This is a genomic window from Streptomyces sp. NPDC051561, from assembly GCF_044454195.1.
Lineage (GTDB): Bacteria > Actinomycetota > Actinomycetes > Streptomycetales > Streptomycetaceae > Streptomyces.
The window spans coordinates 421518-447826 of record NZ_JBITDM010000002.1 but is presented as its reverse complement, the minus strand read 5'-3'; the positions used below and the strand labels follow the sequence as shown (position 1 = coordinate 447826).

Genomic DNA, 26309 nt, shown 5'->3' with positions numbered 1-26309 from the left:
AGCCTCGCGGCCCTGCCCGCGAGGGGGCGGGCCTTGGCTGCGCCGGATATTCCGCTACGACTCTCGGAGGGCGTCACCTTTGTGAGGCTATGCCGGGGTTGTGGGGGTCGCGACCTGGGCGGGGGCCGGGGGAGTGGCCGGCCGGAGCCGCAGCCCCCTCAGGCCCCCGAGAGCCGTTCGACCAGTACCTTCGCCTCGCCCTCGCTCTGCTCGATCCCGAAGACCTCCCGCAGAACCTCCGGCACCTCCCCGGCCTCCAGTTCCCGTACCTCGGGCGGGAGCCCTGACCCCGGGCGGACTGTCGAGAGCTTCAGACGGTCCAGGGTGTGGGAGGCCTCCGGCAGCACCCGCTGGACGAACAGCCGGCTGCTGAAGGGCGAGTGCGCGCTGGTCGCCACGAAGTGGTTCGCGGTGCGGAAGTCGACCGGGTACTGCGGGGTGAGCACCACCGTGTGCCGCACCATCCAGCCGTCCCCACCGGGTTCCGCCCCGAGCGCCGGCTGATGCAGCGCGAAGCCCACCGCCCCCGGCGTGACCTCCTGCTGCCGCAGCCAGTACTTCCACGCGTCCTGCTTCGCCTCGACGCCCTCGGGCCCCTCCACCAGTTCCATCGGCTCCAGCATGCTGGAGCCGAAACCGACGTCGGCCAGCCACCGGCGCCCGTCCCCGAACTCCACCACCAGCATCGCGTGCGTCGTCGGCAGGATCTTGTCCTCGGGCGCACCCATCACCACCCGCCCCTGCACCGCGAAGAACCGGTAGCCCAGGGCTTCGAGCAGCGCCGCGAACAGCGTCACGTGCTCGTAGCAGTAACCGCCGCCCCGGTGGGTGATCATCTTGTTCTGGAGGGTGGGCAGGTCCAGGGGGACGTCCTGGAAGAGGTACGAGGAGAGATTGCTCCACCGCAGCGACAGCACATGGCCCCGGTGCAGGGCACGCAGGTTCTCCAGGGTGGGGGTGCGGTCCCCCTCGTACCCGATCCGGGCGAGATAGCCGTCGAGATCGAGTTCTTCACTGCTCCACATGGTCATGCAGAATGCAGCACGCCCCGCCCCGGAGCTATTCCACCTCTCCCGCCACGCTCACTCCCCCCGCCGCCGGATCTTGTTCCCCAGCCAGACCAGCGGATCGTACTTCCGGTCCACCGCCCTCTCCTTCAGCGGAATCAGCGCGTTGTCCGTGATCCGGATGTGCTCCGGGCACACCTCCGTGCAGCACTTGGTGATGTTGCACAGGCCGAGCCCGTGCTCCTCCTGGGCGGACTTCTTCCGGTCGAGCCCGGACTCCTCCGCCGCGTCCAGCGGATGCATGTCCAGCTCCGCCACCCGCATCAGGAAGCGCGGCCCGGCGAAGGACTCCTTGTTCTCCTCGTGGTCGCGCACCACATGACAGGTGTCCTGGCACAGGAAGCACTCGATGCACTTGCGGAACTCCTGCGACCGCTCCACATCCACCTGCTGCATCCGGTATTCGCCCGCCGCCACCCCCTTCGGCGGCACGAAGGCCGGCACCTCCCGCGCCTTGTGGTAGTTGAACGACACATCCGTCACCAGATCCCGTACCACCGGGAAGGCCCGCAGCGGCGTCACGGTGATCGTGTCCGACGGTTCGAACGTCGACATCCGCGTCATGCACATCAGCCGCGGCCGCCCGTTGATCTCCGCACTGCACGAACCGCACTTGCCCGCCTTGCAGTTCCAGCGGACCGCCAGGTCGGGTGCCTGGGTGGCCTGGAGGCGATGGATGAGGTCGAGGACGACCTCGCCCTCGTTGCTGGTGACCGAGAAGTCCTCCAGGCCGCCCCCGTCCGCATCACCCCGCCAGACCCGGAAGTTGGCCTTGTAGGACGTCATTCGTAGAGCTCCTCTTCGGCGAGGTACTTGACCAGCTCCTCCTTCTCGAAGAGGGCGAGCAGGTCCGGGCGGATGGGTTCGGTCGTCGTACGTACGAGCTCGATCTGCCCGCGCACCGGGTCGGTGGCCGCGAGCCCGCCGGTCGGGTCCGTGGGCCGGCACAGCAGGTTCACCGGCCGCCAGGCGTTGTCCATCGCGGGGAAGTCCTCGCGGGTGTGACCGCCCCGGCTCTCGGTGCGCTCCAGGGCGGCGCGGGCGATGCACTCGCTGACCAGCAGCATGTTGCGCAGATCCAGGGCGAGGTGCCAGCCCGGGTTGAACTGGCGGTGCCCCTCCACCCCGGCGCGTCGCGCCCGTACCCGCAACTCGGCCAGCCTCTCCAGCGCCTCGGCCATCTCGGCCTCCCGCCGGATGATCCCGACCAGGTCGTTCATGGTCTGCTGGAGTTCCTGGTGGAGGGTGTACGGGTTCTCCGGCGGGCGGCCCGGAGTGACCGAGTCCTGTGCGGCGTCCTGCGCGCTGAAGGGGCCCTCCGCGCTGAACGGGCGCAGCGCCTCGGCCGCCGCCGCGTCCACCTGCTCCTCGTCCACCTCGGGCCGGAGCGGCCCGGCGTGCTCGGCCGCGTACTGGGCGGCGTACAGCCCGGCCCGCCGTCCGAAGACCAGCAGGTCGGAGAGCGAGTTCCCGCCGAGCCGGTTGGAGCCGTGCATCCCGCCGGCCACCTCCCCGGCCGCGAACAGCCCCGGCACCCCGCGGGTCGCCGCGGTGTCCGAGTCGACGGCGATCCCGCCCATCACGTAGTGACAGGTCGGCCCGACCTCCATCGCCTCCGCCGTGATGTCCACATCCGCCAGCTCCTTGAACTGGTGGTACATGGACGGCAGCCGGCGCCGGATGGTCTCGGCGGGCATCCGCGTCGAGACGTCCAGGAACACCCCGCCGTGCGGCGTCCCGCGCCCGGCCTTGACCTCGGAGTTGATGGCGCGGGCGACCTCGTCGCGGGGGAGCAGCTCGGGCGGACGCCGGTTGTTGTCCGGGTCCTCGTACCAGCGGTCACCCTCGGCCTCCGACTCCGCGTACTTCTCCTTGAAGACGTCGGGGATGTAGTCGAACATGAACCGCTTGCCCTCGGAGTTCTTCAGTACGCCGCCGTCGCCGCGCACCGATTCGGTGACCAGGATCCCCTTCACCGAAGGCGGCCAGACCATCCCCGTCGGATGGAACTGCACGAACTCCATGTTCAGCAGCGGCGCCCCGGCCAGCAGGGCCAGCGCATGTCCGTCACCCGTGTACTCCCACGAGTTCGACGTCACCTTGAAGGACTTGCCGATACCGCCGGTGGCGAGCACCACGCTCGGCGCCCGCAGCACGAAGAACCGGCCGGACTCGCGCTCGTAGCAGAACGTCCCCGAGACGCGCTCCTCGCCCGCGGCGGAGCCGGTGACCGGAACGGTCAACACCCTTGTGACCGTGCACTCCTGAAAGACCTTCAGGCGCGACTCGTAGTCGCCCGTCGCGGCGAAGTCCTCCTGCTGAAGCTGCACGATCTTCTGCTGGAGGGTGCGGATCAGCTCCAGCCCGGTACGGTCGCCGACATGCGCGAGACGCGGGTACTCGTGGCCGCCGAAGTTCCGCTGCGAGATCCGCCCGTCCGGTGTGCGGTCGAAGAGCGCGCCCCAGGTCTCCAGCTCCCAGACCCGGTCCGGAGCCTCCCGCGCGTGGAGTTCCGCCATCCGCCACTGGTTCAGGAACTTCCCGCCGCGCATGGTGTCCCGGAAGTGCACCTGCCAGTTGTCGCCCGAGTTCACATTGCCCATGGACGCGGCGATGCCGCCCTCGGCCATCACGGTGTGCGCCTTGCCGAACAGCGACTTGCAGATCACCGCCGTACGGGCGCCCCGCTCGCGCGCCTCGATCGCGGCCCGCAGTCCCGCTCCGCCCGCGCCGACCACCACGACGTCCCAGTCCTGGCGTTCCAGTTGTGTCATCAGAAGAACCTCGGGTCGTCGAAAGCGCCGGACGAGACAAGAAACACATAGAAGTCCGCGAGCGCCACGCTGAGCAACGACGCCCAGGCGAGCTGCATGTGACGGTCATTCAGCTTTCCGACCCAGCCCCACAGGCGGTAGCGCACCGGGTGCTTGGAGAAGTGCTTGAGGCGGCCGCCGATGATGTGCCGGCACGAGTGGCAGGAGAAGGTGTACGCCCAGATCAGCGCGATGTTGATCAGGAAGACGAGGGTGCCGAGGCCCATGTGGCCCCACTCGTAGTTCTCGTCGCGGAAGGCGAGGACGGTGTCGTACGTGAGGATGCCGGCGACCGGGACCGCGGCGTAGAAGAAGTACCGGTGGATGTTCTGCAGGATCAGCGGGAAACGGGTCTCGCCGGAGTACTTCTTGTGCGGTTCGGCGACCGCGCAGGCGGGGGGCGAGGCCCAGAAGCCCCGGTAGTAGGCCTTGCGGTAGTAGTAGCAGGTCAGGCGGAAGCCGAGCGGGAAGATCAGGATGAGCAGGGCGGGGGAGAGGCCCCACCAGGAGCCGAAGATCTCCCAGTTGGGGCCGCCCTTCATGGGGATGCAGTTCTCCGCGATGCAGGGGGAGTAGAAGGGGGAGACGTAGGGGGCCGCGTAGTAGTCGTCATTGGCGAAGGCGCGCCAGGTCGAGTAGACGACGAACGCGAGGAGGCCGGCGGCGGTCAGCGCGGGTGAGAGCCACCACCGGTCGGTGCGGAGGTGGCGGGCGGTGATTCTGGGGCGGGTCGGGGAGTGGACGCCGGTGTGTGGGCCGGAGTCGGGTGCGCCGTTGCCTGCGGCGCGTGCTGAGGGGTCTGTGCCTGTGGCCAACGGGGGCTCCAGCGGGGGCGGTTGGGTGGGTGTGGGTGGGGGTGGGGGCCGCTGTGCCGCCGCTCCCTTGGGCGGCGGGGCCGCCCCCCGGGGGCGGAACGGGCGGGCAAGGGGGCGGCCCCCGACGGAGTCGCACCCGATGTACCCCCCCCGCCGCTCACCTGCGCCTACGGTGCGTGCCGGTCCTTGACTCCGAGGCCTTCGTCGTCCGAGTCCGTCCACAGCGCACTGTCGTACGGCGCGTCCGGGATCGTGATCAGCTCCGGCCGAGGACCCGGCGGCGGCTGTGGAGGCGGCCCCAGGCCCCCCTGACCCACCGCGCCCAACAGCGCGACACTCTCGCGCAGATGCGCCGCGTCCAGCCGGACCCGCCGCAGCTCCAAGCCGTCCCCGACCTCGCGGGACATCCTCGAAACCGCTCCGTCGAGCCGGTCCAGACACTGCTGAATGTCCGTCAACTCATCGTGCAGGGACATGAATTGCTCTCACTTCCGCAGTGCGGTCGGCAACGTTCATGCGCCTGCGAGTGTCGCGCGTCACATCTCTGTTGTGAAGGGTGCGTACCGCCCCGCGCGAAGCGCGCCCGCCCCGTGCGCCCCTCCCCGCACCCGCGCGACACCCCCGGATCCGCCCGTTGGGCCGCACGGGTGGGCTTCCCCGGATGCCCGACGTGTCGGCACCACCTCCCGCGCGAGGTCCCTTTCAGTGGGCCAGCAGTACCCACAAATGTGATCAGCTCAATAAGCCCCCAAAAGTGAAGTTAACGGCCCGTTCCGGTAGGAGAGGGCCGGTCAGCCTGGAGGTCCAGCCATGTCCGACGTCTCTGCGCGCGCCCGTCGTGGTGTCGCCCTCCTCACCACGGGGGTGCTCGCCCTCCCGGTGCTGACCGGATGCGGCGGGTCCGAGGACGACGACGCCGCGGGGGTGACGCCGGTGGCGGCCGATCTCGCCGCCGTGGACCGCGAGCAGGTCGCCGACGGCGGCACCCTGCACTGGGCCGTCGACTCGGTGCCCGCCACCTTCAACACCTTCCAGGCGGACTCCGACTCCACCACCGCGCGCATCGCCGCCGCCGTGATGCCCGCCCTGTTCGTCACTGACGAGCAGGGGAACGCGCAGCGCAACCCGGACTTCCTTGAGGACGCCTCGGTCATCGAGCGCGAGCCCAAGCAGGTCGTCCTCTACAAGATCAACCAGCAGGCGGTGTGGGGCGACGGCCGGGAGATCGGCGCCGCCGACTTCGTCGCCCAGTGGCGGGCACTGCGCGGCAAGGACTCCGCGTACTGGACCGCCCGCAACGCCGGGTACGAGCGCATCGAGAAGATCGAGCGCGGCGCCAACGACCTCCAGGTCAAGGTCACCTTCGCCAAGCCGTACGCCGACTGGCGCGCCCTGTTCACCCCGCTGTATCCCAAGGAGGTGATGGGCACCCCGCAGGCCTTCAACGAGGGTGCCCGCACCGGACTGAAGTCCACGGCAGGCCCCTTCTGCCCGTGGAAGGTGGACCGCAAGGACGGCTCGGTCGTCCTGGCCCGCAACCCGCGCTGGTGGGGCAAGCCCGCCAAGCTCGACCGGCTGGTGCTGCGCGCGGTGCCCCGCGAGGAGCGCGCCGCCGCCCTGGCCGCCGGCCGCCTCGACCTCGCCGAGGTCGACCGGGGCGCGATGGAGCGCATCGCCCGCGCCGTCAAGGACGGCGGCAAGCCCCCGGTCGCCCACGGCCCCGGCTCCACGGTCACCGGCTCCCAGGCACTGCGGTCCTGGGCACGGGCGAACGGCGCGGTCGACGAGGAGCAGGCCGAGGCCGAGCAGTGGGCCCGTGCCAAGGCCCGTGAGCAGACCCAGAAGTACGCCGCCGAGCAGCGCGCCCTGCGCGGCTTCTCCGTCCGCAAGTCCCTGGAACCGGCCTACACCCAGCTCGCCCTGAACGGCGCCTCGGGCCCCCTCGCGGACGACCGGGTCCGCCGCGCGGTCGCCCGCGCCCTGAACCGGCAGGAGCTCGCCGACGCCGTACTGAAGCCGCTGGGGCTACCCGCGGCCCCGCTCGGCAGCCACCTCGCGCTGGCCGGGCAGCAGGCGTACGCCGACGGCAGCAGCGCACTCGGCGGCCAGGACGCCCAGGCCGCGCAGACCCTGCTCGCCGAGGCCGGCTGGAAGCCCGGCGGGACGCCCGTCCGCAAGCAGGGCACCAACGCGGGCAGCACCTCGGAGGCGGAGAAGAAGCGCGAACAGTCCGGGAAGCAGGGCCAGGGCGACGAGGCGGCCTCCGACGAGGGGCTCTACATCGTCGGCGACGACAAGCCCGGAACCGACGACGGCAAGCCCACCGACACCGGCATCAACGGCTTCCGCACCGAGACCGGCATCCACGGTTTCCGCACCGAGACCGGTGTCTACATCCTGGCGCCCGCGGCGGGCCCCCGGCACACCCTCGGGCTGGACCGGCGCACCGGTGTCCGCGAGGAGCGCGGAGACAGCTCCGACAGCAAGACCGAGGCACAGGAGAAGAAGAAGGGCGGCATGGCCGGTGCGTACGCCCCGCGCGGCACCGCGGCCCCCGCGGCCGTCCGGGCCGGCGCACCCGCAGCCCGCGGCGCGGCCGGTGCCTCCCGGCTGGTCGCCAAGGACGGCAAGCCGCTGACCCTGCGCTTCGTGCTGCCCGCCGACCCCGAGTCGGCCCCGCTGCGTACCGTCGGCACCCGGATCTCGAAGATGCTGGACGCCGTCGGCGTACGGACCGAGACGACCCTGGTGAAGGACCGGAGCTACTTCAAGGACTACATCGCCTCCGGCGACTTCGACCTGGCGCTCTACTCCTGGCCCGGCACCGCCTACCCCGCGACCGACGGGCGGCCGATCTTCGCCAAGCCCGAGCCCGCCGCCGACGGTTCGCTGACCGTCGAGCAGAACTACAGCCGGGTCGGCACCGACCACATCGACCAGCTCTTCGACCAGGCCGCCGGCGAGCTGGACGACGAGGCCGCCCGGGAGCTGGTGAAGAAGGCCGACGCCAGGATCTGGGCGGCGGCCGGCTCGATTCCGCTCTTCCAGCGCCCGGAGCTGGTCGCGGTGAAGCCGACGGTGGTGAACGCGGGTGCCTTCGGTTTCGCCGCACCCCGCTACCAGGACATCGGATTCAAGAAGTCCGGTTCGGCGGGGGATGCCACAAAGTAAGCGCACATAAGGGCTGAGCCGCAGGTCACAGGCCATCTCGGGATCTGAGAATCGGCTCAGAATCAGCTCAAATTCCTTGCCCGTCACTTCCGTGGCGGGCAAGGTCGGATACGACTCCCTGACCCGGACTCAAGCATTCCCCCCACCCCTCGCACAGGCCCGGCGCCAGTCCTCATAGCAGCCCCCTGCGCACGCACGACCGATCGCCCGGGAAGCCCGTCCCGCAGCCGCCCCGTACCATGGGGGTTAGCCGTGGCGCGTCCGCCCGGTGGGCGTACGAGGAACGAGACGCCAATCCCACGATCGAGAGAAGCGTTAAGCAACCCATGCCCACGCGCCACGACATCCGTAACGTAGCCATCGTCGCCCACGTCGACCACGGCAAGACGACCATCGTCGACGCCATGCTCAAGCAGGCGGGCGCGTTCGCCGCGCACGCCGCCGAGAGCCTCGACGACCGCATGATGGACTCGAATGACCTGGAGCGTGAGAAGGGCATCACGATCCTGGCCAAGAACACCGCGGTCAAGTACCACCCCAAGGACGGCGGCGACGTCGTCACGATCAACATCATCGACACCCCCGGCCACGCCGACTTCGGCGGTGAGGTCGAGCGCGGCCTGTCGATGGTGGACGCGGTCGTCCTGCTGGTCGACGCCTCCGAGGGCCCGCTGCCGCAGACCCGCTTCGTGCTCCGCAAGGCGCTCCAGCAGCGGCTGCCCGTGATCCTCTGCATCAACAAGACCGACCGCCCGGACTCCCGGATCGACGAGGTCGTCAACGAGACGTACGACCTGTTCCTGGACCTGGACGCGGACGAGGACCAGATCGAGTTCCCCATCGTCTACGCCTGTGGCCGTGACGGTGTCGCCTCGCTGACCAAGCCGGCGGACGGCACCGTCCCCGCGGACAGCGACAGCCTGGAGCCGTTCTTCTCCGCCATCCTGGAGCACGTCCCGGCCCCGACGTACGAGGACAACGCGCCGCTCCAGGCGCACGTCACCAACCTCGACGCCGACAACTTCCTCGGCCGCATCGCGCTGCTCCGCGTCGAGCAGGGCGAGCTGCGCAAGGGCCAGACCGTGGCCTGGATCAAGCGTGACGGCACCGTCTCCAACGTCCGCATCTCCGAGCTGATGATGACCGAGGCGCTCACCCGCAAGCCCGCCGAGGTCGCGGGCCCCGGTGACATCTGCGCCGTGGCCGGTATCCCGGACATCACCATCGGCGAGACGCTGGCCGACCCGGAGAACCCGGTCGCGCTGCCGCTCATCACGGTCGACGAGCCGGCCATCTCCATGACCATCGGCACCAACAACTCGCCGATGGTCGGCCGCGGCGGCACCGGCAAGGGCGCGGACGCCAAGTCCGCGGTCAAGGACCGCAAGGTCACCGCCCGCCAGGTCAAGGACCGCCTGGACCGCGAGCTGATCGGTAACGTCTCGCTGCGCGTCCTGGAGACCGAGCGTCCCGACGCCTGGGAGGTCCAGGGCCGCGGTGAGCTCGCGCTGGCCATCCTGGTCGAGCAGATGCGCCGCGAGGGCTTCGAGCTGACCATCGGCAAGCCGCAGGTCGTCACCCAGCTCGTCGACGGCAAGGTGCACGAGCCGGTCGAGCGCATGACGGTCGACGTCCCCGAGGAGCACATGGGCGCGGTCACGCAGCTCATGGGCGTCCGCAAGGGCCGGATGGACAACATGGCCAACCACGGCTCCGGCTGGGTCCGCATGGAGTTCGTCGTCCCGTCCCGCGGCCTCATCGGCTTCCGTACGGAGTTCCTGACCAACACCCGTGGTACGGGCATCGCCCACTCCATCCACGAGGGCCACGAGCCGTGGTTCGGCCCGCTGGTCACCCGTAACAACGGCTCCCTGGTCGCCGACCGCTCCGGTACGGTCACGCCGTTCGCGATGATCAACCTCCAGGAGCGCGGTGTCCTGTTCACCGACCCCGGCACCGAGGTGTACGAGGGCATGATCGTCGGCGAGAACTCGCGCGCCGACGACATGGACGTGAACATCACCAAGGAGAAGAAGCTCACCAACATGCGTGCGGCTTCCGCGGACACGACCGAGAACGTCGTGCCGCCGCGCAAGCTCTCGCTGGAGCAGTCGCTGGAGTTCTGCCGTGACGACGAGTGCGTCGAGGTGACCCCGGAGGCCGTGCGCATCCGCAAGGTCGTCCTGGACGCCAAGGAGCGCGGTCGTACGGCTTCGCGCGCCAAGCGCTAGCAGCAGACCCCGGGCAGCCTCTCAACGGGGCTGCCCGGCGGACCTGTTGACCGAAGGCCCGGCACCCCGCATCATCTCGGGGTGCCGGGCCTTCGGCGATCACGCTGGGTGCCGGGCCAAGGGCTCTCGGTGCGCGTGCCCACCCCGTGCGCCGGCCGTCGCGAAGGTCGCCGGGCCGATCTCCGGCCAAGATCCAACTGCCCCTCGGGCGACGGCCGGTCAAGTCGTTTTCATGACCCGAGTGTCCGGATATCGATCAACACTCTCCGGAAGTTGCGTTAACAGTCCGTTTCGGGGGTGTCTGTCTGGACTCATTTTGTCCGGATTTCGGTCACTGAGGGGCAAGTGATGTTGTCAAAACGAGACCCTTTAAGTGTGGTTTACGGTCCGGACGTACTTAATAGTTGGCTCCATTGAGCTCGGGTCAATGGGTCATGCGCTGTGGGGAGCGCCGACTCACGAGCACACTGGGGTACTGAAAATTCTCGCCGTCAGGGGTGTCGGCGAGTGCACTCGGGCCCCTTCTTAAGTGATCAGTGGACTCATGAGGAGGAACCCATGCGCGGTGCCAAGAGTGCCAAGTGGGCTGCAGGCGCAATAGCCGTGGCCATGGCCGTGACGGCTTGCGGTGGTTCGAAGGACGACACCGGCAGCAAGGGTGGCACCGAGAAGGGCAAGCCCGCGGGCTATGTCTCGATCGACGTCGGCGAGCCGCAGAAGCCGCTGAACCCCGCGGACACGAACGAGTCCCTCGGCAGCTACGTCATCCAGTCGCTGTTCACGCAGCTGCTCGACTTCGACGCCAAGGGCGCGATCGTCTACACGAACGCCGAGTCGGTGAAGTCGACCGACTCCAAGACGTGGACCGTCAAGCTCAAGAAGGGCTGGAAGTTCCACAACGGCGAGGCCGTGACGGCCGAGTCGTACGTCAACGCGTGGAACTGGTACGCCAACAGCAAGAACAAGATGCAGAACGCTGTCTGGTTCTCCGACATCAAGGGCTACGGGGACGTCAACGTCGCCAAGGGTGAGCCGAAGGCCGACAAGATGTCGGGTCTGAAGGTCGTCGACGAGACCACCTTCACCATCGAGCTGAGCAAGCCGGTTCCGTACTTCGAGTACAAGCTCGGCTACGCCACCTTCGCCCCGCTGCCCAAGGTCTTCTACAACGACCCGAAGGCCTTCGCTCAGGCGCCGGTCGGCAACGGCCCGTACATCTTCGAGAAGTGGAACCACAAGAAGCTCATCCAGGTCAAGGCCAACGAGAGCTACCTCGGCCCGAACAAGGCCAAGAACAAGGGTGTCCTCTTCAAGAACTACGCGACCGTCGAGGCCGCGTACCAGGACCTCCTGTCCGGCAACCTGGACATGATCCGCCAGGTCGGCCCGAAGGACCTGCCGAAGTACAAGCAGGACCTCGGCGACCGCGCGATCGACCAGGAGTACGCGGCGATCCAGTCCCTGGTCCCCGCCATGTACAGCCCGACCTTCAAGGGCATCAACCCGAAGGTCATGCAGGGCCTGTCGATGGCCATCGACCGGGAGACCATCACCAAGACGGTCCTCAACGGCTCCCGCAAGCCGGCCACCAGCTTCACGCCGAGCGGCGTCCAGGGCAACCAGGACCTCGGCACGGACATCTTCAAGTACGACCCGAAGAAGGCCAAGGAGCTCGTCACCAAGAACGGTGGCGTCCCCGGCAACAAGCTCACCATCCAGTACAACGCGGACGGTGGCCACAAGGAGTGGATCACGGCCGTCTGCGAGTCGATCCGCAACGCCACCGGCGTGGACTGCGTCGGCGACGCCAAGCCGGACTTCCAGACCGACCTGGAGGCGCGTGACGCCGACAAGGTCAAGGCGTTCTACCGCGGTGGCTGGGTGGCCGACTACCCGATCAACGCCAACTTCATGCGCGAGCTGTACGACACGACGGCCGAGTCCAACAACGGCCGCTTCTCCGACAAGGACATCGACGCGGCGTTCCGCAAGGGCGACAACGCGAAGTCCCTGGAGGACTCGGTCAAGGCCTACCAGGACGCCGAGAAGCTCCTCCTGGAGAAGATGCCGGCCATCCCGCTGTGGCAGTACCGCACCAACGGTGGCCACTCCAAGGCAGTCGACAACGTCACCGTCGACTTCCACGGCGACTACAACGTGACCGACGTCACCGTCAAGTAGTCACTGCCCACGGGCCCATCCCCACTCGGCCGTAACCCGCCACCGCACTGGCGGTAGGCCCAGGGGCCGCTCCCCACATCCCGGGAGCGGCCCCTGCGCCGCAGTATTCACACGGAGGCAAACATGGGGCGTTATGTCGCGCGGCGACTGCTCCAGATGATCCCGGTCTTCATCGGGTCCACCCTGCTCGTTTTTGCCATGATGTACGCGCTGCCCGGCGACCCCGTGCGCGCGCTCGCGGGAGAGCAGACGGTCGACCCGGCGCAGATCGCGGCAATGAAGAAGGACCTCGGTCTCGATCTTCCGCTCTGGCACCAGTACGCGAACTATCTGGGCAACTTGTTCCAGGGCGATTTCGGCACGCAGATCGCGAGCGGCCGGCCCATCGCCGATGTCATCACGGACGCGTTCCCGGTCACCGTACGGCTGGCCCTGTTCGCCTTCACCTTCACGGTCGTGCTCGGCATCTCGATCGGCATCTTCGCCGGTCTCAAGGCCGACACACTGCGCGACCGCGGACTGCTCCTCTTCACCCTCGTACTGATCTCGGTCCCCTCGTTCGTCCTGGGCTTCCTGATGCAGTACACCTTCGCCTTCCAGCTCGGCTGGGTGGATCCGAACGTCAGTGAAGTCGCCTCGTGGGACGAGTTGTTGCTGCCCGCTGTGGTGCTGGGCTCACTCTCACTGGCGTACGTCGCCCGACTGACCCGTACCTCGGTCGCGGAGAACCTGCGCGCGGACTACATGCGCACCGCCGTCGCCAAGGGGCTGCCCAAGCGCCGGATCATCGGTGTGCACCTGATGCGCAACTCGCTGATCCCCGTGGTCACCTTCCTCGGCACCGACCTGGGTGCGCTGCTCGGCGGCGCCGTCGTGACCGAGGGCATCTTCAACGTCAAGGGCGTCGGCAACGCGGTCTTCGACGCGCTGAAGCACCGTGAAGGCGCCACCGTCGTCGGCATCGTGACGCTGATCGTGGTCGTCTACCTTGTCGCCAGCCTGATCGTCGACCTGCTCTACGCGGTCCTGGACCCGAGGATCCGTTATGCCTGAGGCACTCGAAGTGACCGACAAGGACACCAAGGCCACCGGTACGCCGGCCGCCGAGTCCGCCGTACCCAAGGTCGGCAAGCCGCGCAGCCTCTGGTCCGACGCCTGGCACGACCTGCGGCGCAACCCGATGTTCGTGGTCTCCGCGGTACTGATCGTGGTGCTGCTGACGATGGCGATAGCACCGGGCCTGTTCACCAGCGCCGACCCCCGTTACGCGGACCTCGCCAAGCACTACCTGGGCAAGCCGAACTGGGGCAACTTCTTCGGCGAGGACTGGTTCGGCTACGACGTCCAGGGCCGCTCCATCTACGCCCGCGTCATCTACGGCGCCCGTGCCTCCATCGCCGTCGCGATCTGCGTGACCGCGATCGTGACCGTCCTGGGCACCGTGGTCGGCATGCTGGCCGGCTACTTCGGCGGCTGGATCGACACGATCCTCTCCCGTATCACCGACGTCTTCTTCGGCGTTCCGTTCATCCTCGGCGCGATGGTCGTCCTGACCTCGTTCGAGGACCGCAAGCTGTACGTGGTCATCCTGGCCCTCGCCTTCCTCGGCTGGACCCAGATCGCCCGTGTCGCCCGCGGTTCGGTGCTCACCATCAAGAACGCGGACTACGTGATGGCGGCCAAGGCGCTCGGCGCCTCGACCACCCGGATCATGCTCAAGCACATCGTGCCCAACGCCATCGCCCCGGTGATCGTCGTCGCGACGATCGCACTCGGCGGATACATCGCGGCGGAGGCCACCCTGTCCTTCCTCGGTATCGGTCTGGCAGAGCCCACCGTTTCGTGGGGCGTCGACATCTCCTCGGGCCAGGAACAGCTGCGTAACGCGGCCTTCGTCCTGATCGTCCCGTCGGTCATGGTGTCGATCACCGTCCTCGCGTTCATCATGCTCGGCGATGCGGTACGCAACGCCCTCGACCCCAAGCTGCGCTGAGGGAGGCGTACATGACCATCATCGATACAGCGGCGGTTCCCGCCCCCGGAGCGTCCGGCGAAGACAGCGGTCCGCTGCTCGACGTCCGTAACCTCCATGTGGAGTTCAAGACCCGCGACGGCATCGTCAAGGCCGTCAACGGCGTCAACTACAGCGTCAGCGCCGGCGAGACCCTCGCCGTCCTCGGCGAGTCCGGCTCCGGCAAGTCCGTGACCGCGCAGGCGATCATGGGCATCCTGGACATGCCGCCGGGCAGCATCCCGCAGGGAGAGATCCTCTTCCGCGGCCAGGACATGCTCAAGATGGGCTACGAGGAGCGGCGCAGGATCCGCGGCCAGAAGATCGCGATGATCTTCCAGGACGCGCTCTCCTCGCTCAACCCGGTGCTCTCCGTGGGCTACCAGCTCGCCGAGATGTTCCGCGTGCACCAGGCGCTGGACAAGAAGGCGGCCAAGGCCAAGGCCATCGAGCTGATGGACCGGGTGCGCATCCCGGCCGCCAAGGAGCGGGTCAACGACTACCCGCACCAGTTCTCCGGCGGTATGCGCCAGCGCATCATGATCGCCATGGCACTGGCCCTGGAGCCGGACCTGATCATCGCGGACGAGCCGACCACCGCGCTCGACGTGACGGTCCAGGCCCAGGTCATGGACCTGCTGGCCGAGCTCCAGCGCGAGTACAACATGGGCCTGATCCTGATCACCCACGACCTCGGCGTGGTCGCCGACGTCGCGGACAAGATCGCGGTGATGTACGCGGGCCGGATCGTCGAGACCGCACCGGTCCACGACATCTACAAGAACCCCGCGCACCCCTACACCCGGGGTCTGCTGGACTCGATTCCGCGCCTGGACCAGAAGGGCCAGGAGCTGTACGCGATCAAGGGCCTGCCGCCCAACCTGACCCGCGTGCCGGCCGGCTGCGCCTTCAACCCGCGCTGCCCCAAGGCACAGGACATCTGCCGTACGGACGTCCCCGCGCTGGTGCAGGTCACCACGCGCGACGGCGTCGACCTGGCCGGCCGTGGCAGCGCCTGCCACTTCTGGAAGGAGCAGCTCCATGGCTGACCTCAACAAGACCGAGGCCGTGGACGCGACCCCCAACACGACCGAGGTCGAGGTGCTCGACGCCGCCAGCGAGACCGCCGCGGTCGCGGCGATCGAGCGGCCGGCCGAGCGGGGCGAGCCGATCCTCCAGGTCCGCAACCTGGTCAAGCACTTCCCGCTGACCCAGGGCATCCTCTTCAAGAAGCAGGTCGGCGCGGTCAAGGCCGTCGACGGCATCTCCTTCGACCTGTACCAGGGCGAGACCCTGGGCATCGTGGGCGAGTCCGGCTGTGGCAAGTCCACCGTCGCCAAGCTGCTGATGACGCTGGAGAAGGCGACCGCGGGCGAGGTCTTCTACAAGGGCCAGGACATCACCAAGCTGTCCGGGCGCGCGCTGAAGGCCGTCCGCCGCAACATCCAGATGGTCTTCCAGGACCCGTACACCTCGCTGAACCCGCGTATGACGGTCGGCGACATCATCGGCGAGACCTTCGACATCCACCCGGAGGTGGCTCCCAAGGGCCAGCGCCGGCAGAAGGTCCAGGACCTGCTGGACGTGGTCGGTCTCAACCCGGAGTACATCAACCGCTACCCGCACCAGTTCTCCGGCGGTCAGCGCCAGCGCATCGGCATCGCCCGCGGCCTCGCGCTCAACCCGGAGATCATCATCTGCGACGAGCCCGTCTCGGCCCTGGACGTGTCCGTCCAGGCGCAGGTGATCAACCTGATGGAGAAGCTCCAGGACGAGTTCAACCTGTCCTACCTCTTCATCGCGCACGACCTGTCCATCGTCCGGCACATCTCCGACCGCGTCGGTGTGATGTACCTGGGCAAGATGGCGGAGATCGGCTCCGACGAGGAGATCTACGACCACCCGACGCACCCCTACACCCAGGCGCTGCTGTCGGCGGTCCCGGTCCCGGACCCCACCGCCCGCGAACACCGCGACCGGATCATCCTCACCGGCGACGTGCCCTCGCCGGCCAACCCGCCGTCGGGCTGCCGCTTCCGCACCCGCTGCTGGAAGGCCGAGGACAAGTGCTCCAAGGAGGAGCCGCTGCTCGCCATCCCGACCCGCTTCGTCGGCCAGGACACCCCGGCCGCACACGAGTCGGCGTGCCACTTCGCCGAGGAGAAGGACGTGGTGCACGCGGTCTGAGCACCGACCGCGTTGCCTCCGCTTTCCGGGCGCCGCCCCCGTCCCCGATTCGTCGGGGCCGGGGGCGGCGCCCGTTCTCCGTCCCGTACGTACACATGAGGAAGCAGGTACAGCCATGATCCGAGGCGCGGCGGCCTCCCCCCTGACCTTCGCCGAGCTCTCCGGGCTCGGGCTGCGGCTGCGGGCCTGGACCGAGCGGGACGTTCCGGCGATCCTGCGCGGGCTGGGCGACCCGGAGGTCCGGCGCTGGGAGCCGGGGGAGCCGGTGGACGAGGAGGCGGCGCTGGCGTACGTACGCTCGCGGGCCGAGGGGTGGGAGCGGGGGGACCTGGCCCAGTTCTGCGTCACCGACGAGGCGAGTGGCGAGGTGCTCGGGGCGGTCGGCCTGCACAAGATCGAGTTCCGGCGGGAGTGCGCGGGCATCGGCTACTGGCTGCTGCCCGAGGCGCGGGGGAGGGGCGTGGTCACCAGGGCCGTCGAACTCTGCACCCGCTGGGGCTTCGAGCGTCTCGCCCTGCACCGCATCGAACTCGGCCACGCCGTGGCGAACGAGGCGTCCTGCCGGGTCGCCGTCCGCTCCGGCTACCTCCTGGAGGGCACCGCCCGCGGCGGACTTCCCGCCCCGGCCCCGGGCGCGCACCACGACATGCACGTGCACGCCCGGCTGGCGACGGACCCGGCGCCCGCGATCGGGGGGGGTGACGCGCGGACGGACGCGGTGAACATGCGATAACGCTGCGTATGGGGTGATATGAGTCCCTAAGTCGTCTTTGGGACTCTAGGAGGTACTCCATGCGCGGAGCCAGGCACGCCAAGTGGGCCGCGGTCGCGGCCGCCGTAGCACTCGCCGCGACCGCCTGCGGTGGCGGGAGCAGCGGCGAGGCGGGTGTGCTCAGCGCGTCGTGGGGAGACCCGCAGAACCCCCTGGAGCCCGCGAACACCAACGAGGTCCAGGGCGGCAAGGTCCTGGAGATGCTGTTCCGCGGCCTCAAGCGGTACAACCCGAAGACCGGCGCGGCAGAGGACATGCTTGCCGAGAAGATCGACACCACCGACTCGCAGAACTTCACCGTCACCGTCAAGGACGGCTGGACGTTCTCCAACGGCGAGAAGGTCACCGCCAAGTCCTTCGTGGACGCCTGGAACTACGGCGCCCACCTGAAGAACAAGCAGAAGAACGCGCCCTTCTTCGGCTACATCGAGGGCTACGACAAGGTGCACCCCGAGAAGGGCGAGCCCTCCGCCGAGACCCTCTCCGGCCTCAAGGTCACGGGCGAGCAGACGTTCACCGTCAAGCTCACCCAGAAGTTCTCCACCTGGCCCGACACCCTCGGCTACGCCGCGTTCGCCCCGCTGCCCAAGGTCTTCTTCGACGACCACGACAGCTACCTGCAGACGCCGGTCGGCAACGGCCCGTACACCATCAAGTCCTACGACAAGGGCTCGGTGATGAGCCTGCGCAAGTGGGCGGACTACCCGGGCACCGACAAGGCGCAGAACGAGGGCGTGGACCTCAAGGTCTACACCGACTACGGCACCGCCTACACCGACCTGACGGCCGGCAACCTCGACCTGCTCGACGACGTGCCCGCGGCCCAGCTCAAGAACGTCAAGAACGACCTCGGCGGCCGCTACCTCAACACCCCGGCGGGCATCATCCAGACCCTCGCCTTCCCGTTCTACGACGCCGACTGGAACAAGCCCGGCTCCGAGAAGGTCCGCAAGGGCCTGTCGATGGCGATCAACCGGGCCCAGATCACCGACACCATCTTCCAGAAGACCCGCACCCCCGCCACCGACTGGACCTCGCCGGTGCTCGGCGCGGCGGGCGGCTACAAGGCCGGACTGTGCGGCGCCTCCTGCGAGTACAACGCGGCCGAGGCCAAGAAGATGGTCGCCGAGGGCGGCGGCATCCCCGGCGGCCAGATGTCGATCTCGTACAACGCGGACACCGGCTCCCACAAGGAGTGGGTGGACGCCGTCTGCAACAGCATCAACAACGCGCTCGACAACAACAAGGCCTGCGTCGGCAACCCGATCGGCACCTTCGCCGACTTCCGCAGCCAGGCCAGCCAGCAGAAGTTCACCGGCCCCTTCCGGGCCGGCTGGCAGATGGACTACCCGCTGATCCAGAACTTCCTGGAGCCGCTGTACGCCACCGGTGCCTCCTCCAACGACGGCCAGTTCTCCAGCAAGGCCTTCGACGGCCTGCTGAAGGCGGCCAACGCGGAGACCGACATCGCGAAGGCCACCACCACCTTCCAGGCCGCCGAGAAGGTCCTCGCCGAGCAGATGGCCGCCATTCCGCTCTGGTACCAGAACGGCAGCGCCGCCTACTCCGAGCGCACCACGAACGTGGCCCTGAACCCGTTCAGCATCCCGGTCTACAACCAGATGAAGGTCAACTGACCCTCGCAGGGAACCCACCAACGACCACGGGAGCCCTTCATGGGACGTTATGTGATCCGGCGTCTGCTCCAGATGATCCCGGTCTTCTTCGGCGCAACCCTGCTGATCTTCCTGATGGTCAACGTCATGGGCGACCCCGTGGCAGGGCTGTGCGGCGACCGCAAGTGCGACCCGGCGACCGCCGCACAGCTCCAGGCGGACTTCGGCCTCGACAAGCCGGTGTGGCAGCAATACCTGATCTACATGGGCAACCTGTTCACCGGTGACTTCGGCCGCGCCTTCAACGGCCAGCCGGTCACCGAGCTGATGGCCACCGCCTTCCCGGTCACCGCCCGCCTCACCGTGGTGGCGATCGTCTTCGAGGTCGTCATCGGCATCAGCCTCGGTGTCCTGACCGGACTGCGCCGGGGCCGCCCCATCGACACCGGGGTGCTGCTGCTGACCCTCGTGGTCATCTCCATCCCCACCTTCGTCACCGGTCTGCTGCTCCAACTGCTGCTCGGGGTGAAGTGGGGCTGGATCAAACCGGCCGTCTCCCCGGCCGCGACCTTCGACGAACTGCTGATCCCGGGGCTGGTCCTGGCGTCGGTCTCACTGGCGTACGTCACCCGGCTCACCCGTACCTCGGTGGCCGAGAACGCCCGTGCCGACTACGTACGAACCGCCGTCGCCAAGGGCCTGCCGCGCCGCCGGGTCATCTCCCGGCACCTGCTGCGCAACTCCCTGATCCCGGTGGTCACCTTCATCGGCACCGACATCGGCGCCCTGATGGGCGGTGCGATCGTCACCGAGCGGATCTTCAACATCCACGGCGTCGGCTACCAGCTCTACCAGGGCATCGTCCGGCAGAGCTCGCAGACCGTCGTCGGCTTCGTGACCGTCCTGGTCCTGGTCTTCCTGGTGGCGAACCTGATCGTCGACCTCTTGTACGCCGTTCTCGACCCGAGGATCCGGTATGCCTGAGCCCAAGAACCCGAACACCCCGCGCGACGAGGGCGCCCTCTCCGGTGCGGGCGCCGGCGGCGCGATGGACCTCGCGGTCTCCGAGGGCACCAGCCTGGAGAAGCCCCCCGGGCACGAGCAGCGGGGCGGCGACAAGGCCCGCAGCCTCTGGTCGGACGCCTGGCACGACCTGCGCCGCAACCCCGTCTTCATCGTCTCCGGGCTGATCATCGCGTTCCTGGTGTTCATCTCGCTGTGGCCCTCGGTCATCGCCTCCGGCGACCCGCTCGCCTGCAACCTCGCCGACGCCCAGAAGGGCTCCGAGCCGGGCCACCCCTTCGGCTTCAACGGCCAGGGCTGCGACGTCTACACGCGGACGGTGTACGGCGCCCGCGCCTCCGTCACGGTCGGCGTCTGCGCCACCCTCGGCGTCGCCCTGCTCGGCTCGCTGCTCGGCGGGCTGGCCGGATTCTTCGGCGGCTGGTTCGACTCGCTGCTCTCCCGGATCACCGACGTGTTCTTCGCGATCCCGGTGGTCCTCGGCGGTCTGGTCTACCTGTCCGTCGTCAAGGGCACCACCGTCTGGCCGGTCGTCACCTTCATCGTGCTGCTCGGCTGGCCGCAGATCGCCCGTATCGCCCGCGGCTCGGTGATCACCGCCAAGCAGAACGACTACGTCCAGGCGGCCAGGGCGCTCGGCGCCGGCAACTCCCGGATGCTGCTGCGGCACATCACGCCGAACGCGATCGCCCCGGTCATCGTCGTCGCCACCATCGCGCTGGGCACCTACATCGCGCTGGAGGCCACGCTCTCGTACCTCGGCGTCGGTCTGCGGCCGCCCACCGTCTCCTGGGGCATCGACATCTCCTCGGCCTCCGCCTACGTCCGCAACGCGCCCCACATGCTGCTCTGGCCGGCCGGTGCGCTCGCCATCACGGTCCTCGCGTTCATCATGCTCGGCGACGCGGTGCGCGACGCCCTCGACCCCAAGCTGCGATAGAGGGTGCTGCTGACATGCTGCTCGAAGTACGCGATCTGCACGTGGAGTTCAAGACCCGCGACGGCATCGTCAAGGCCGTCAACGGGGTCGACTACAGCGTCGACGAGGGCGAGACCCTGGCCGTCCTCGGCGAGTCGGGCTCCGGGAAGTCCGTCACCGCACAGGCCGTCATGGGCATCCTCGACATGCCGCCGGGACGCATCCCGCAGGGCGAGATCCTCTTCGAGGGCGAGGACCTCCTCACGATCAAGGAGGACCGGCGCAGGAAGATCCGCGGCGCCAGGATGGCCATGATCTTCCAGGACGCGCTGTCCTCGCTCAACCCGGTGCTGAGCGTCGGCGAACAGCTCGGCGAGATGTACGTCGTCCACCGGGGAATGTCCAAGAAGGACGCCCGGGCCAAGGCCGTCGAACTGATGGACCGGGTGCGGATCCCGGCCGCCAAGGAGCGGGTCGGCCAGTACCCGCACCAGTTCTCCGGAGGTATGCGCCAGCGCATCATGATCGCGATGGCGCTCGCGCTGGAACCGAAGCTGATCATCGCGGACGAGCCGACCACGGCGCTCGACGTGACGGTCCAGGCCCAGGTCATGGACCTGCTCGCCGAGCTCCAGCGCGAACTCAACATGGGCCTGATCCTCATCACCCACGACCTCGGCGTGGTCGCCGACGTCGCCGACAAGATCGCGGTGATGTACGCGGGCCGGATCGTGGAAACCGCGCCCGTCCACGAGATCTACAAGAACCCCGCCCACCCGTACACCCAGGGCCTCCTCGAATCGATCCCGCGCCTGGACCAGAAGGGCCAGGAGCTGTACGCGATCAAGGGCCTGCCGCCCAACCTGCTCCGCATCCCACCGGGCTGCGCCTTCAACCCGCGCTGCCCGATGGCCCAGGACATCTGCCGGACCGACGTGCCGCCGCTGTTCGACGTGGCCGAGGGCCGCCGGAGCGCCTGCCACTTCTGGAAGGAGACGCTCCGTGGCTGACATGGTCGAATTCGACGAGGACGGTACGGAGGCCTCCGCGCCCGGCACGGCGCCGGTCTCACCGGTCGCACCGGTGCTCAAGGGCGAACCCATCCTGGAAGTGCGGGACCTGGTCAAGCACTACCCGCTCACCCAGGGCATCGTCCGCAAGCGGGTGGTCGGCGCGGTCAAGGCCGTCGACGGTGTCTCCTTCGACCTCGGCGCGGGCGAGACGCTCGGCGTCGTCGGCGAGTCCGGCTGCGGGAAGTCCACCGTCGCCAAGATGCTGGTCCAGCTGGAGCACCCCACCGCGGGCGCCATCCGCTACAAGGGCGAGGACATCACCAAGCTGTCCGGGCGCGCGCTGAAGGCGGTCCGCCGCAACATCCAGATGGTCTTCCAGGACCCGTACACCTCGCTGAACCCCCGGATGACGGTCGGCGACATCATCGGCGAACCGTACGAGATCCACCCGGAGGTCGCCCCCAAGGGGGACCGCCGCCGCAAGGTCCAGGACCTGCTGGACGTGGTCGGCCTCAACCCCGAGTACATCAACCGCTACCCGCACCAGTTCTCCGGCGGCCAGCGCCAGCGCATCGGCATCGCCCGGGGGCTCGCCCTCAACCCGGAGATCATCGTCGCCGACGAACCGGTCTCCGCACTCGACGTCTCCGTCCAGGCCCAGGTCATCAACCTGCTGGAGGGGCTCCAGCAGGAATTCGGCCTCTCCTACGTCTTCATCGCCCACGACCTCTCGATCGTGCGCCACATCTCCGACCGGGTCGGCGTGATGTACCTGGGGCGCCTCGTCGAAATCGGCACCGACGAGGAGATCTACGAACACCCCACCCACCCCTACACCCAGGCGCTCCTCTCCGCCGTCCCGGTCCCGGACCCCTCGGCCCGCGAACGCCGCGACCGCATCATCCTCTCCGGAGACGTCCCCTCCCCGGCCAACCCTCCCTCCGGCTGCCGCTTCCGCACCCGCTGCTGGAAGGCCCAGGACCGCTGCGCCCAAGAGGTCCCCCTGCTCGCGATCCCCGCCGTCTTCCAGAACACGACCACCCCGGCCGCCCACGACTCCGCCTGCCACTTCGCAGAAGAACGCGTAGTGGTCCCGGGGTAGGGGGCCGCCCCCCTTCGCTCCACCGCCGTCCCCTTGGGCGGCGGGGCCGCCCCCGGGGCGGAACGGGCGGGCAAGGGGGCGGCCCCCGACGGAGTCGCACCCCCACCCGCCCCGGCCCACCCCCGACCCCGTAACGCCGAGGCAACCACCCCGACCCACCCCCGACACGCCCACCCCCCAGGCTGTTCCCCGTGCGGCCGTGCGGGTGCCGTCGGCCGGCCGGGGTGCGCCATGTCGCCCCGGCCGGTCACCCCACCCCCTGTTCAACTCCCGCACCAGCGTGGACCATTGACCCCATGGACCCGACGGGGCACCCTCAGTCACTCGCACGCGCCGCCCGCTTCACCGGCAGCGGACTCTGCCTCCTCCTCGCCCTGCTCACCGGGCTCTGGATAGCCCGAGACCTCCGCCTCGTCGACGAGCCCACCCGCCTCTGGTGGGCCTGGGCCGGCAGCGGCCCCGACCGCTTCCTCACCGCCACCACCCTCCCCGACCTCGTACTGCTGTGCGTCTACGTCGTCGTGGCCTTCGCCGTACCCCGCTCACCCGTGGCCGCCGCCGCCCTCGGCGTGACCGGATTCCTCACCCTTGCCGTGCGCGCCCCCACCCTGTGGGCCGACGGGTTCGCCGAGGTGTATCCGCACGGACTGCGGATGTGGGCGATGGTCTCCACCTTCGTGGCGCTCGGTCTGGCCGCCGCCCTGCTGATCCTGGTCGCGGCGGGCAGGCGCCCGGCCCGCGGTCACGGCACCGGGCCCACCCGCCCCACCCGCGGCGTCGGCATCACCGCGTTCCTGCTGCTCGGCACCGCCGGGGTGATCACCGCCGCCTGGGAGGTCTACGCCTACACCCAGACCCCCGGCCCCTTCTCGCTGTACGCCGAGCGCCTGACCGGCAGCGGCGGGGCCCTCCAACTCCTGGGCATGCCCGCGGGCTGGGCCGCCCTGGTGGTCACCGCCGTGACGCTGACCGCCGCCCTCGGCGCACTCCTCGGCGCGGTGCACTCACGACCGCTGGGGCTGGTGGGAGCCGCGTTGCTGGCGATGACCGGGGCGTCCGGGGTCTCGGTCGCGGTCGACGCCGACCTGTTCACCGAGTTCGGCCGCCTCGGCCCGGTCGAGCAGCTCACCGTCGCCTGGTGGGTGGGCGCCCTGCTGCTCGGGGGAGTGGCGGCCCTGGTCCTGGCCCGGCGCGGCGAGCCGGTGACCGGCGGCCCCAGGCTCGCCCCCAACGTCTACGACGGCTACGGATACGGCCCCCCGGGCCCCCACGGCGGCACGGGAGGGCCGGGCGGCCCGGGCGGCGGCTTCGGCCCGCCCCCGCCCTCCTCGCGCCCCCCGGGCTGGTAACCCCCTCCACAGGGCCGACAGCCGACCTCCGCCGGCCCACAGCAGGGCGCCAGGGGCGCACACCCGCCGCCCCGCGCCCTCAACTCCGTCTCCAGGAGCGGCGATTTCCGGCCACGATCACCAACTACCCGCCCCCTGTGCGCCCCTCGTGCTGCCGTGCACCGATCAATGCGTGGATGCGGATAGTTATGATCCGTAGCGCTAGGTGGGTATAGACCCGCTGGTACCTGTCGTGCTGCCCATGTTCCGACCGTACTCAAGTGGAGGTGAACCGCCATGGCACTCTCGATCTCGGCGGTGGTGCTGCTGGCGATCGTCGTCTTCCTGCTGGTCCGGAAGTCCGGACTGAAGGCCGGACACGCGGTGGTCTGCATGCTGCTCGGGTTCTATCTCGCCAGCTCGTCCATCGCCCCCACGATCAAGGACGTCACCACCAATGTGGCGGGGGTCCTGGGCGGCTTCCACTTCTGATCCGTCGCTTCCGGTCCGCCGCGTTCCCGGGAGCCGGGGTCCGGACACCGGCCCCGGGCCGCGATCCGGGCCGTCCCCCGGATCGCGGCGCCCCTGGGGAACCGCGGACCGGACCTCGTACGCTGGCCCCATGACCTCGCTCCCCACCCGTCGCCTGCTCCTGGTGCACGCGCACCCCGACGACGAGTCGATCAACAATGGCGCCACCATGGCCAAGTACGCGGCCGAGGGCGCGCACGTCACCCTGGTGACCTGCACCCTGGGCGAGGAGGGCGAGATCATCCCGCCGGGCCTCGCCCACCTCGCCGCCGACCGCGACGACACCCTCGGCCCGCACCGGGCGCTGGAGCTGGCCGCCGCCATGAAGGAGCTGGGCGTCAGCGACCACCGCTTCCTCGGCGGCCCTGGCCACTTCCGCGACTCCGGAATGATGGGCGCCCCGCAGAACCACCGCGAGGGCGCCTTCTGGCACGCCGAGGTCGACTCCGCCGCCCCGTACCTCGTCGAGGTGATCCGCGAGGTGCGCCCCCAGGTGCTGATCACCTACGACCCGGACGGCGGCTACGGCCACCCCGACCACATCCAGGCGCACCGGGTCGCGATGCGCGCCGCGGAACTCGCCGCGGAGCCCACCTACCGGCCGGATTTCGGCGTTCCGCACGCGGTGGAAAAGGTGTACTGGAACCGGGTGCCCCGCCCCGTGGCCGAGGCCGCCTTCGCCCGCCTGCGCGAGGAGGACCCCGGCTTCCCCGGCATCGCCCCGGTCGACGACGTTCCCGGAGTGGTGGACGAGGAGCACCTCACCACCGAGATCGACGGCTCGGCGTACGGCGCCGCGAAGGCTGCCGCGATGCGCGCGCACGCCACCCAGATCAGCGTCCACGAGCCCTGGTTCCTGCTCTCCAACCAGCTGGCCCAGCCCGTCTTCACCACCGAGTACTACGAGCGGGTGCTGCCGCCCCGCCACGAGGACGAGGAGCGCGAGAGCGACCTCTTCGCTCCGGTCACGGGGGCCGCGTCATGACCCTCGACATCAACTGGAGGCGTCTGCCGGTGTACGTCGCGCTCCTCGTGGCCGGCACCCTCACCGGCCTCGCGGGCGCCCTGCTCCACGGCGCCCTGATGCCGCTCGGGCTGCTGCTCGCGCTGCTCGCCGCGGGCTGCCTCTTCTACGGGGGTACGTACGCGCTGGGCACCCGCAGTGGTGCGCTGGCCCCCGCCATCGGCTGGGTGGCCGCCGTACTGCTGGTCACCTTGGGCCGTGGTGAAGGGGACCTCCTGATCGGCGGTTCCACCGCGTCGAGCGTCTTTCTCATCGGCGGCATCGCACTGGCTGTGATCTGTGCCACCATGCCGCAGTTGCCGCAACCGGGCGTCTCCACCGCCCGACTTGGCAACTGACGTACCACTTCCTTCTGTGATTTCCGCTCGGACCGGGACCGGGAACCCCGATCACCGGCCGGACTCCGGCGGCCGTGCGGGCATCACGCTTGCCACGGCCGCGGGGTGGTGCGGTGACGGCGGCCAGTATGGTGGTGCGCGCCGCCGAGCCGCCCGCAGCACATGGT

At 69.2% G+C, this 26309-nt stretch carries 22 protein-coding genes; 17 read left to right on the top strand and 5 right to left on the bottom strand.

Going from position 1 to position 26309, the window contains the following annotated elements; translation table 11 throughout:
* Positions 1–158 precede the first annotated feature (158 nt).
* The 5 genes from ACIA73_RS06340 to ACIA73_RS06320 form a co-directional block, all read right to left on the bottom strand.
* Positions 159–1025, bottom strand: a complete 867-nt coding sequence (locus ACIA73_RS06340) for an arylamine N-acetyltransferase (protein WP_399437124.1) — start codon at positions 1023–1025, stop codon at positions 159–161.
* 57 nt (positions 1026–1082) lie between these two features.
* On the bottom strand, positions 1083–1853 hold the full coding sequence (locus ACIA73_RS06335) for a succinate dehydrogenase/fumarate reductase iron-sulfur subunit (RefSeq protein WP_399437123.1): 771 nt from the start codon (positions 1851–1853) through the stop codon (positions 1083–1085).
* Entirely contained in the window at positions 1850–3841 is a 1992-nt protein-coding gene (locus ACIA73_RS06330) for a fumarate reductase/succinate dehydrogenase flavoprotein subunit (RefSeq protein WP_399437122.1), read from the bottom strand. Before ACIA73_RS06330 ends, ACIA73_RS06335 begins: the two co-directional genes overlap by 4 nt.
* On the bottom strand, positions 3841–4695 hold the full coding sequence (locus ACIA73_RS06325) for a hypothetical protein (RefSeq protein ID WP_399437121.1): 855 nt from the start codon (positions 4693–4695) through the stop codon (positions 3841–3843). Before ACIA73_RS06325 ends, ACIA73_RS06330 begins: the two co-directional genes overlap by 1 nt.
* A gap of 167 nt (positions 4696–4862) precedes the next feature.
* On the bottom strand, positions 4863–5171 hold the full coding sequence (locus ACIA73_RS06320; RefSeq protein WP_399437120.1) for a hypothetical protein: 309 nt from the start codon (positions 5169–5171) through the stop codon (positions 4863–4865).
* A gap of 334 nt (positions 5172–5505) precedes the next feature.
* On the opposite strand from ACIA73_RS06320, the gene ACIA73_RS06315 reads away from it, so the two are divergent.
* The 17 genes from ACIA73_RS06315 to ACIA73_RS06235 all read left to right on the top strand — a co-directional run bounded on the left by ACIA73_RS06315 (position 5506) and on the right by ACIA73_RS06235 (position 26142).
* A complete protein-coding gene (locus tag ACIA73_RS06315; RefSeq protein ID WP_399437119.1) occupies positions 5506–7866 on the top strand; it encodes an ABC transporter family substrate-binding protein in 2361 nt (786 codons plus the stop codon).
* Between the two features lie 326 nt (positions 7867–8192).
* Positions 8193–10097, top strand: coding sequence for a translational GTPase TypA (gene typA, locus ACIA73_RS06310; RefSeq protein ID WP_399437118.1), 1905 nt, complete (start codon positions 8193–8195; stop codon positions 10095–10097).
* Between the two features lie 558 nt (positions 10098–10655).
* On the top strand, positions 10656–12278 hold the full coding sequence (locus tag ACIA73_RS06305) for an ABC transporter substrate-binding protein (RefSeq protein WP_399437117.1): 1623 nt from the start codon (positions 10656–10658) through the stop codon (positions 12276–12278).
* Between the two features lie 123 nt (positions 12279–12401).
* Positions 12402–13331 carry an ABC transporter permease gene (locus tag ACIA73_RS06300; protein ID WP_399437116.1) on the top strand — a complete coding sequence of 310 codons (930 nt, stop codon included), beginning with the start codon at positions 12402–12404 and terminating at the stop codon, positions 13329–13331.
* The gene (locus ACIA73_RS06295; protein ID WP_399437115.1) at positions 13324–14271 is read left to right on the top strand and encodes an ABC transporter permease; all 948 of its coding nucleotides are present in this window, start codon (positions 13324–13326) and stop codon (positions 14269–14271) included. Before ACIA73_RS06300 ends, ACIA73_RS06295 begins: the two co-directional genes overlap by 8 nt.
* Positions 14272–14282: 11 nt before the next feature.
* Entirely contained in the window at positions 14283–15338 is a 1056-nt protein-coding gene (locus ACIA73_RS06290; RefSeq protein ID WP_399437114.1) for an ABC transporter ATP-binding protein, read from the top strand.
* Positions 15331–16476: an ABC transporter ATP-binding protein gene (locus ACIA73_RS06285; protein ID WP_399437113.1), complete on the top strand. Its 1146-nt coding sequence runs from the start codon at positions 15331–15333 to the stop codon at positions 16474–16476. Before ACIA73_RS06290 ends, ACIA73_RS06285 begins: the two co-directional genes overlap by 8 nt.
* A 115-nt stretch (positions 16477–16591) precedes the next feature.
* Complete coding sequence (locus tag ACIA73_RS06280) at positions 16592–17209, top strand: GNAT family N-acetyltransferase (protein ID WP_399437112.1); 618 nt, start codon at positions 16592–16594, stop codon at positions 17207–17209.
* 59 nt (positions 17210–17268) lie between these two features.
* Complete coding sequence (locus ACIA73_RS06275) at positions 17269–18885, top strand: ABC transporter substrate-binding protein (RefSeq protein WP_399437111.1); 1617 nt, start codon at positions 17269–17271, stop codon at positions 18883–18885.
* Positions 18886–18924: 39 nt separating this feature from the next.
* On the top strand, positions 18925–19848 hold the full coding sequence (locus ACIA73_RS06270; protein ID WP_399437110.1) for an ABC transporter permease: 924 nt from the start codon (positions 18925–18927) through the stop codon (positions 19846–19848).
* Positions 19841–20827, top strand: coding sequence for an ABC transporter permease (locus tag ACIA73_RS06265; protein WP_399437109.1), 987 nt, complete (start codon positions 19841–19843; stop codon positions 20825–20827). Before ACIA73_RS06270 ends, ACIA73_RS06265 begins: the two co-directional genes overlap by 8 nt.
* A 14-nt stretch (positions 20828–20841) precedes the next feature.
* On the top strand, positions 20842–21816 hold the full coding sequence (locus tag ACIA73_RS06260; RefSeq protein ID WP_399437108.1) for an ABC transporter ATP-binding protein: 975 nt from the start codon (positions 20842–20844) through the stop codon (positions 21814–21816).
* A gap of 1 nt (position 21817) precedes the next feature.
* Positions 21818–22921: an ABC transporter ATP-binding protein gene (locus ACIA73_RS06255; protein ID WP_399437467.1), complete on the top strand. Its 1104-nt coding sequence runs from the start codon at positions 21818–21820 to the stop codon at positions 22919–22921.
* A gap of 296 nt (positions 22922–23217) precedes the next feature.
* Complete coding sequence (locus ACIA73_RS06250; protein ID WP_399437107.1) at positions 23218–24270, top strand: hypothetical protein; 1053 nt, start codon at positions 23218–23220, stop codon at positions 24268–24270.
* 276 nt (positions 24271–24546) lie between these two features.
* Entirely contained in the window at positions 24547–24741 is a 195-nt protein-coding gene (locus ACIA73_RS06245) for a hypothetical protein (protein WP_398422716.1), read from the top strand.
* A gap of 130 nt (positions 24742–24871) precedes the next feature.
* Positions 24872–25765, top strand: coding sequence for an N-acetyl-1-D-myo-inositol-2-amino-2-deoxy-alpha-D-glucopyranoside deacetylase (gene mshB, locus ACIA73_RS06240; RefSeq protein ID WP_399437106.1), 894 nt, complete (start codon positions 24872–24874; stop codon positions 25763–25765).
* Positions 25762–26142: a DUF6113 family protein gene (locus tag ACIA73_RS06235; protein WP_399437105.1), complete on the top strand. Its 381-nt coding sequence runs from the start codon at positions 25762–25764 to the stop codon at positions 26140–26142. The genes mshB and ACIA73_RS06235 overlap by 4 nt, the downstream gene beginning before the upstream one ends.
* The last annotated feature ends 167 nt before the right edge of the window (positions 26143–26309 follow it).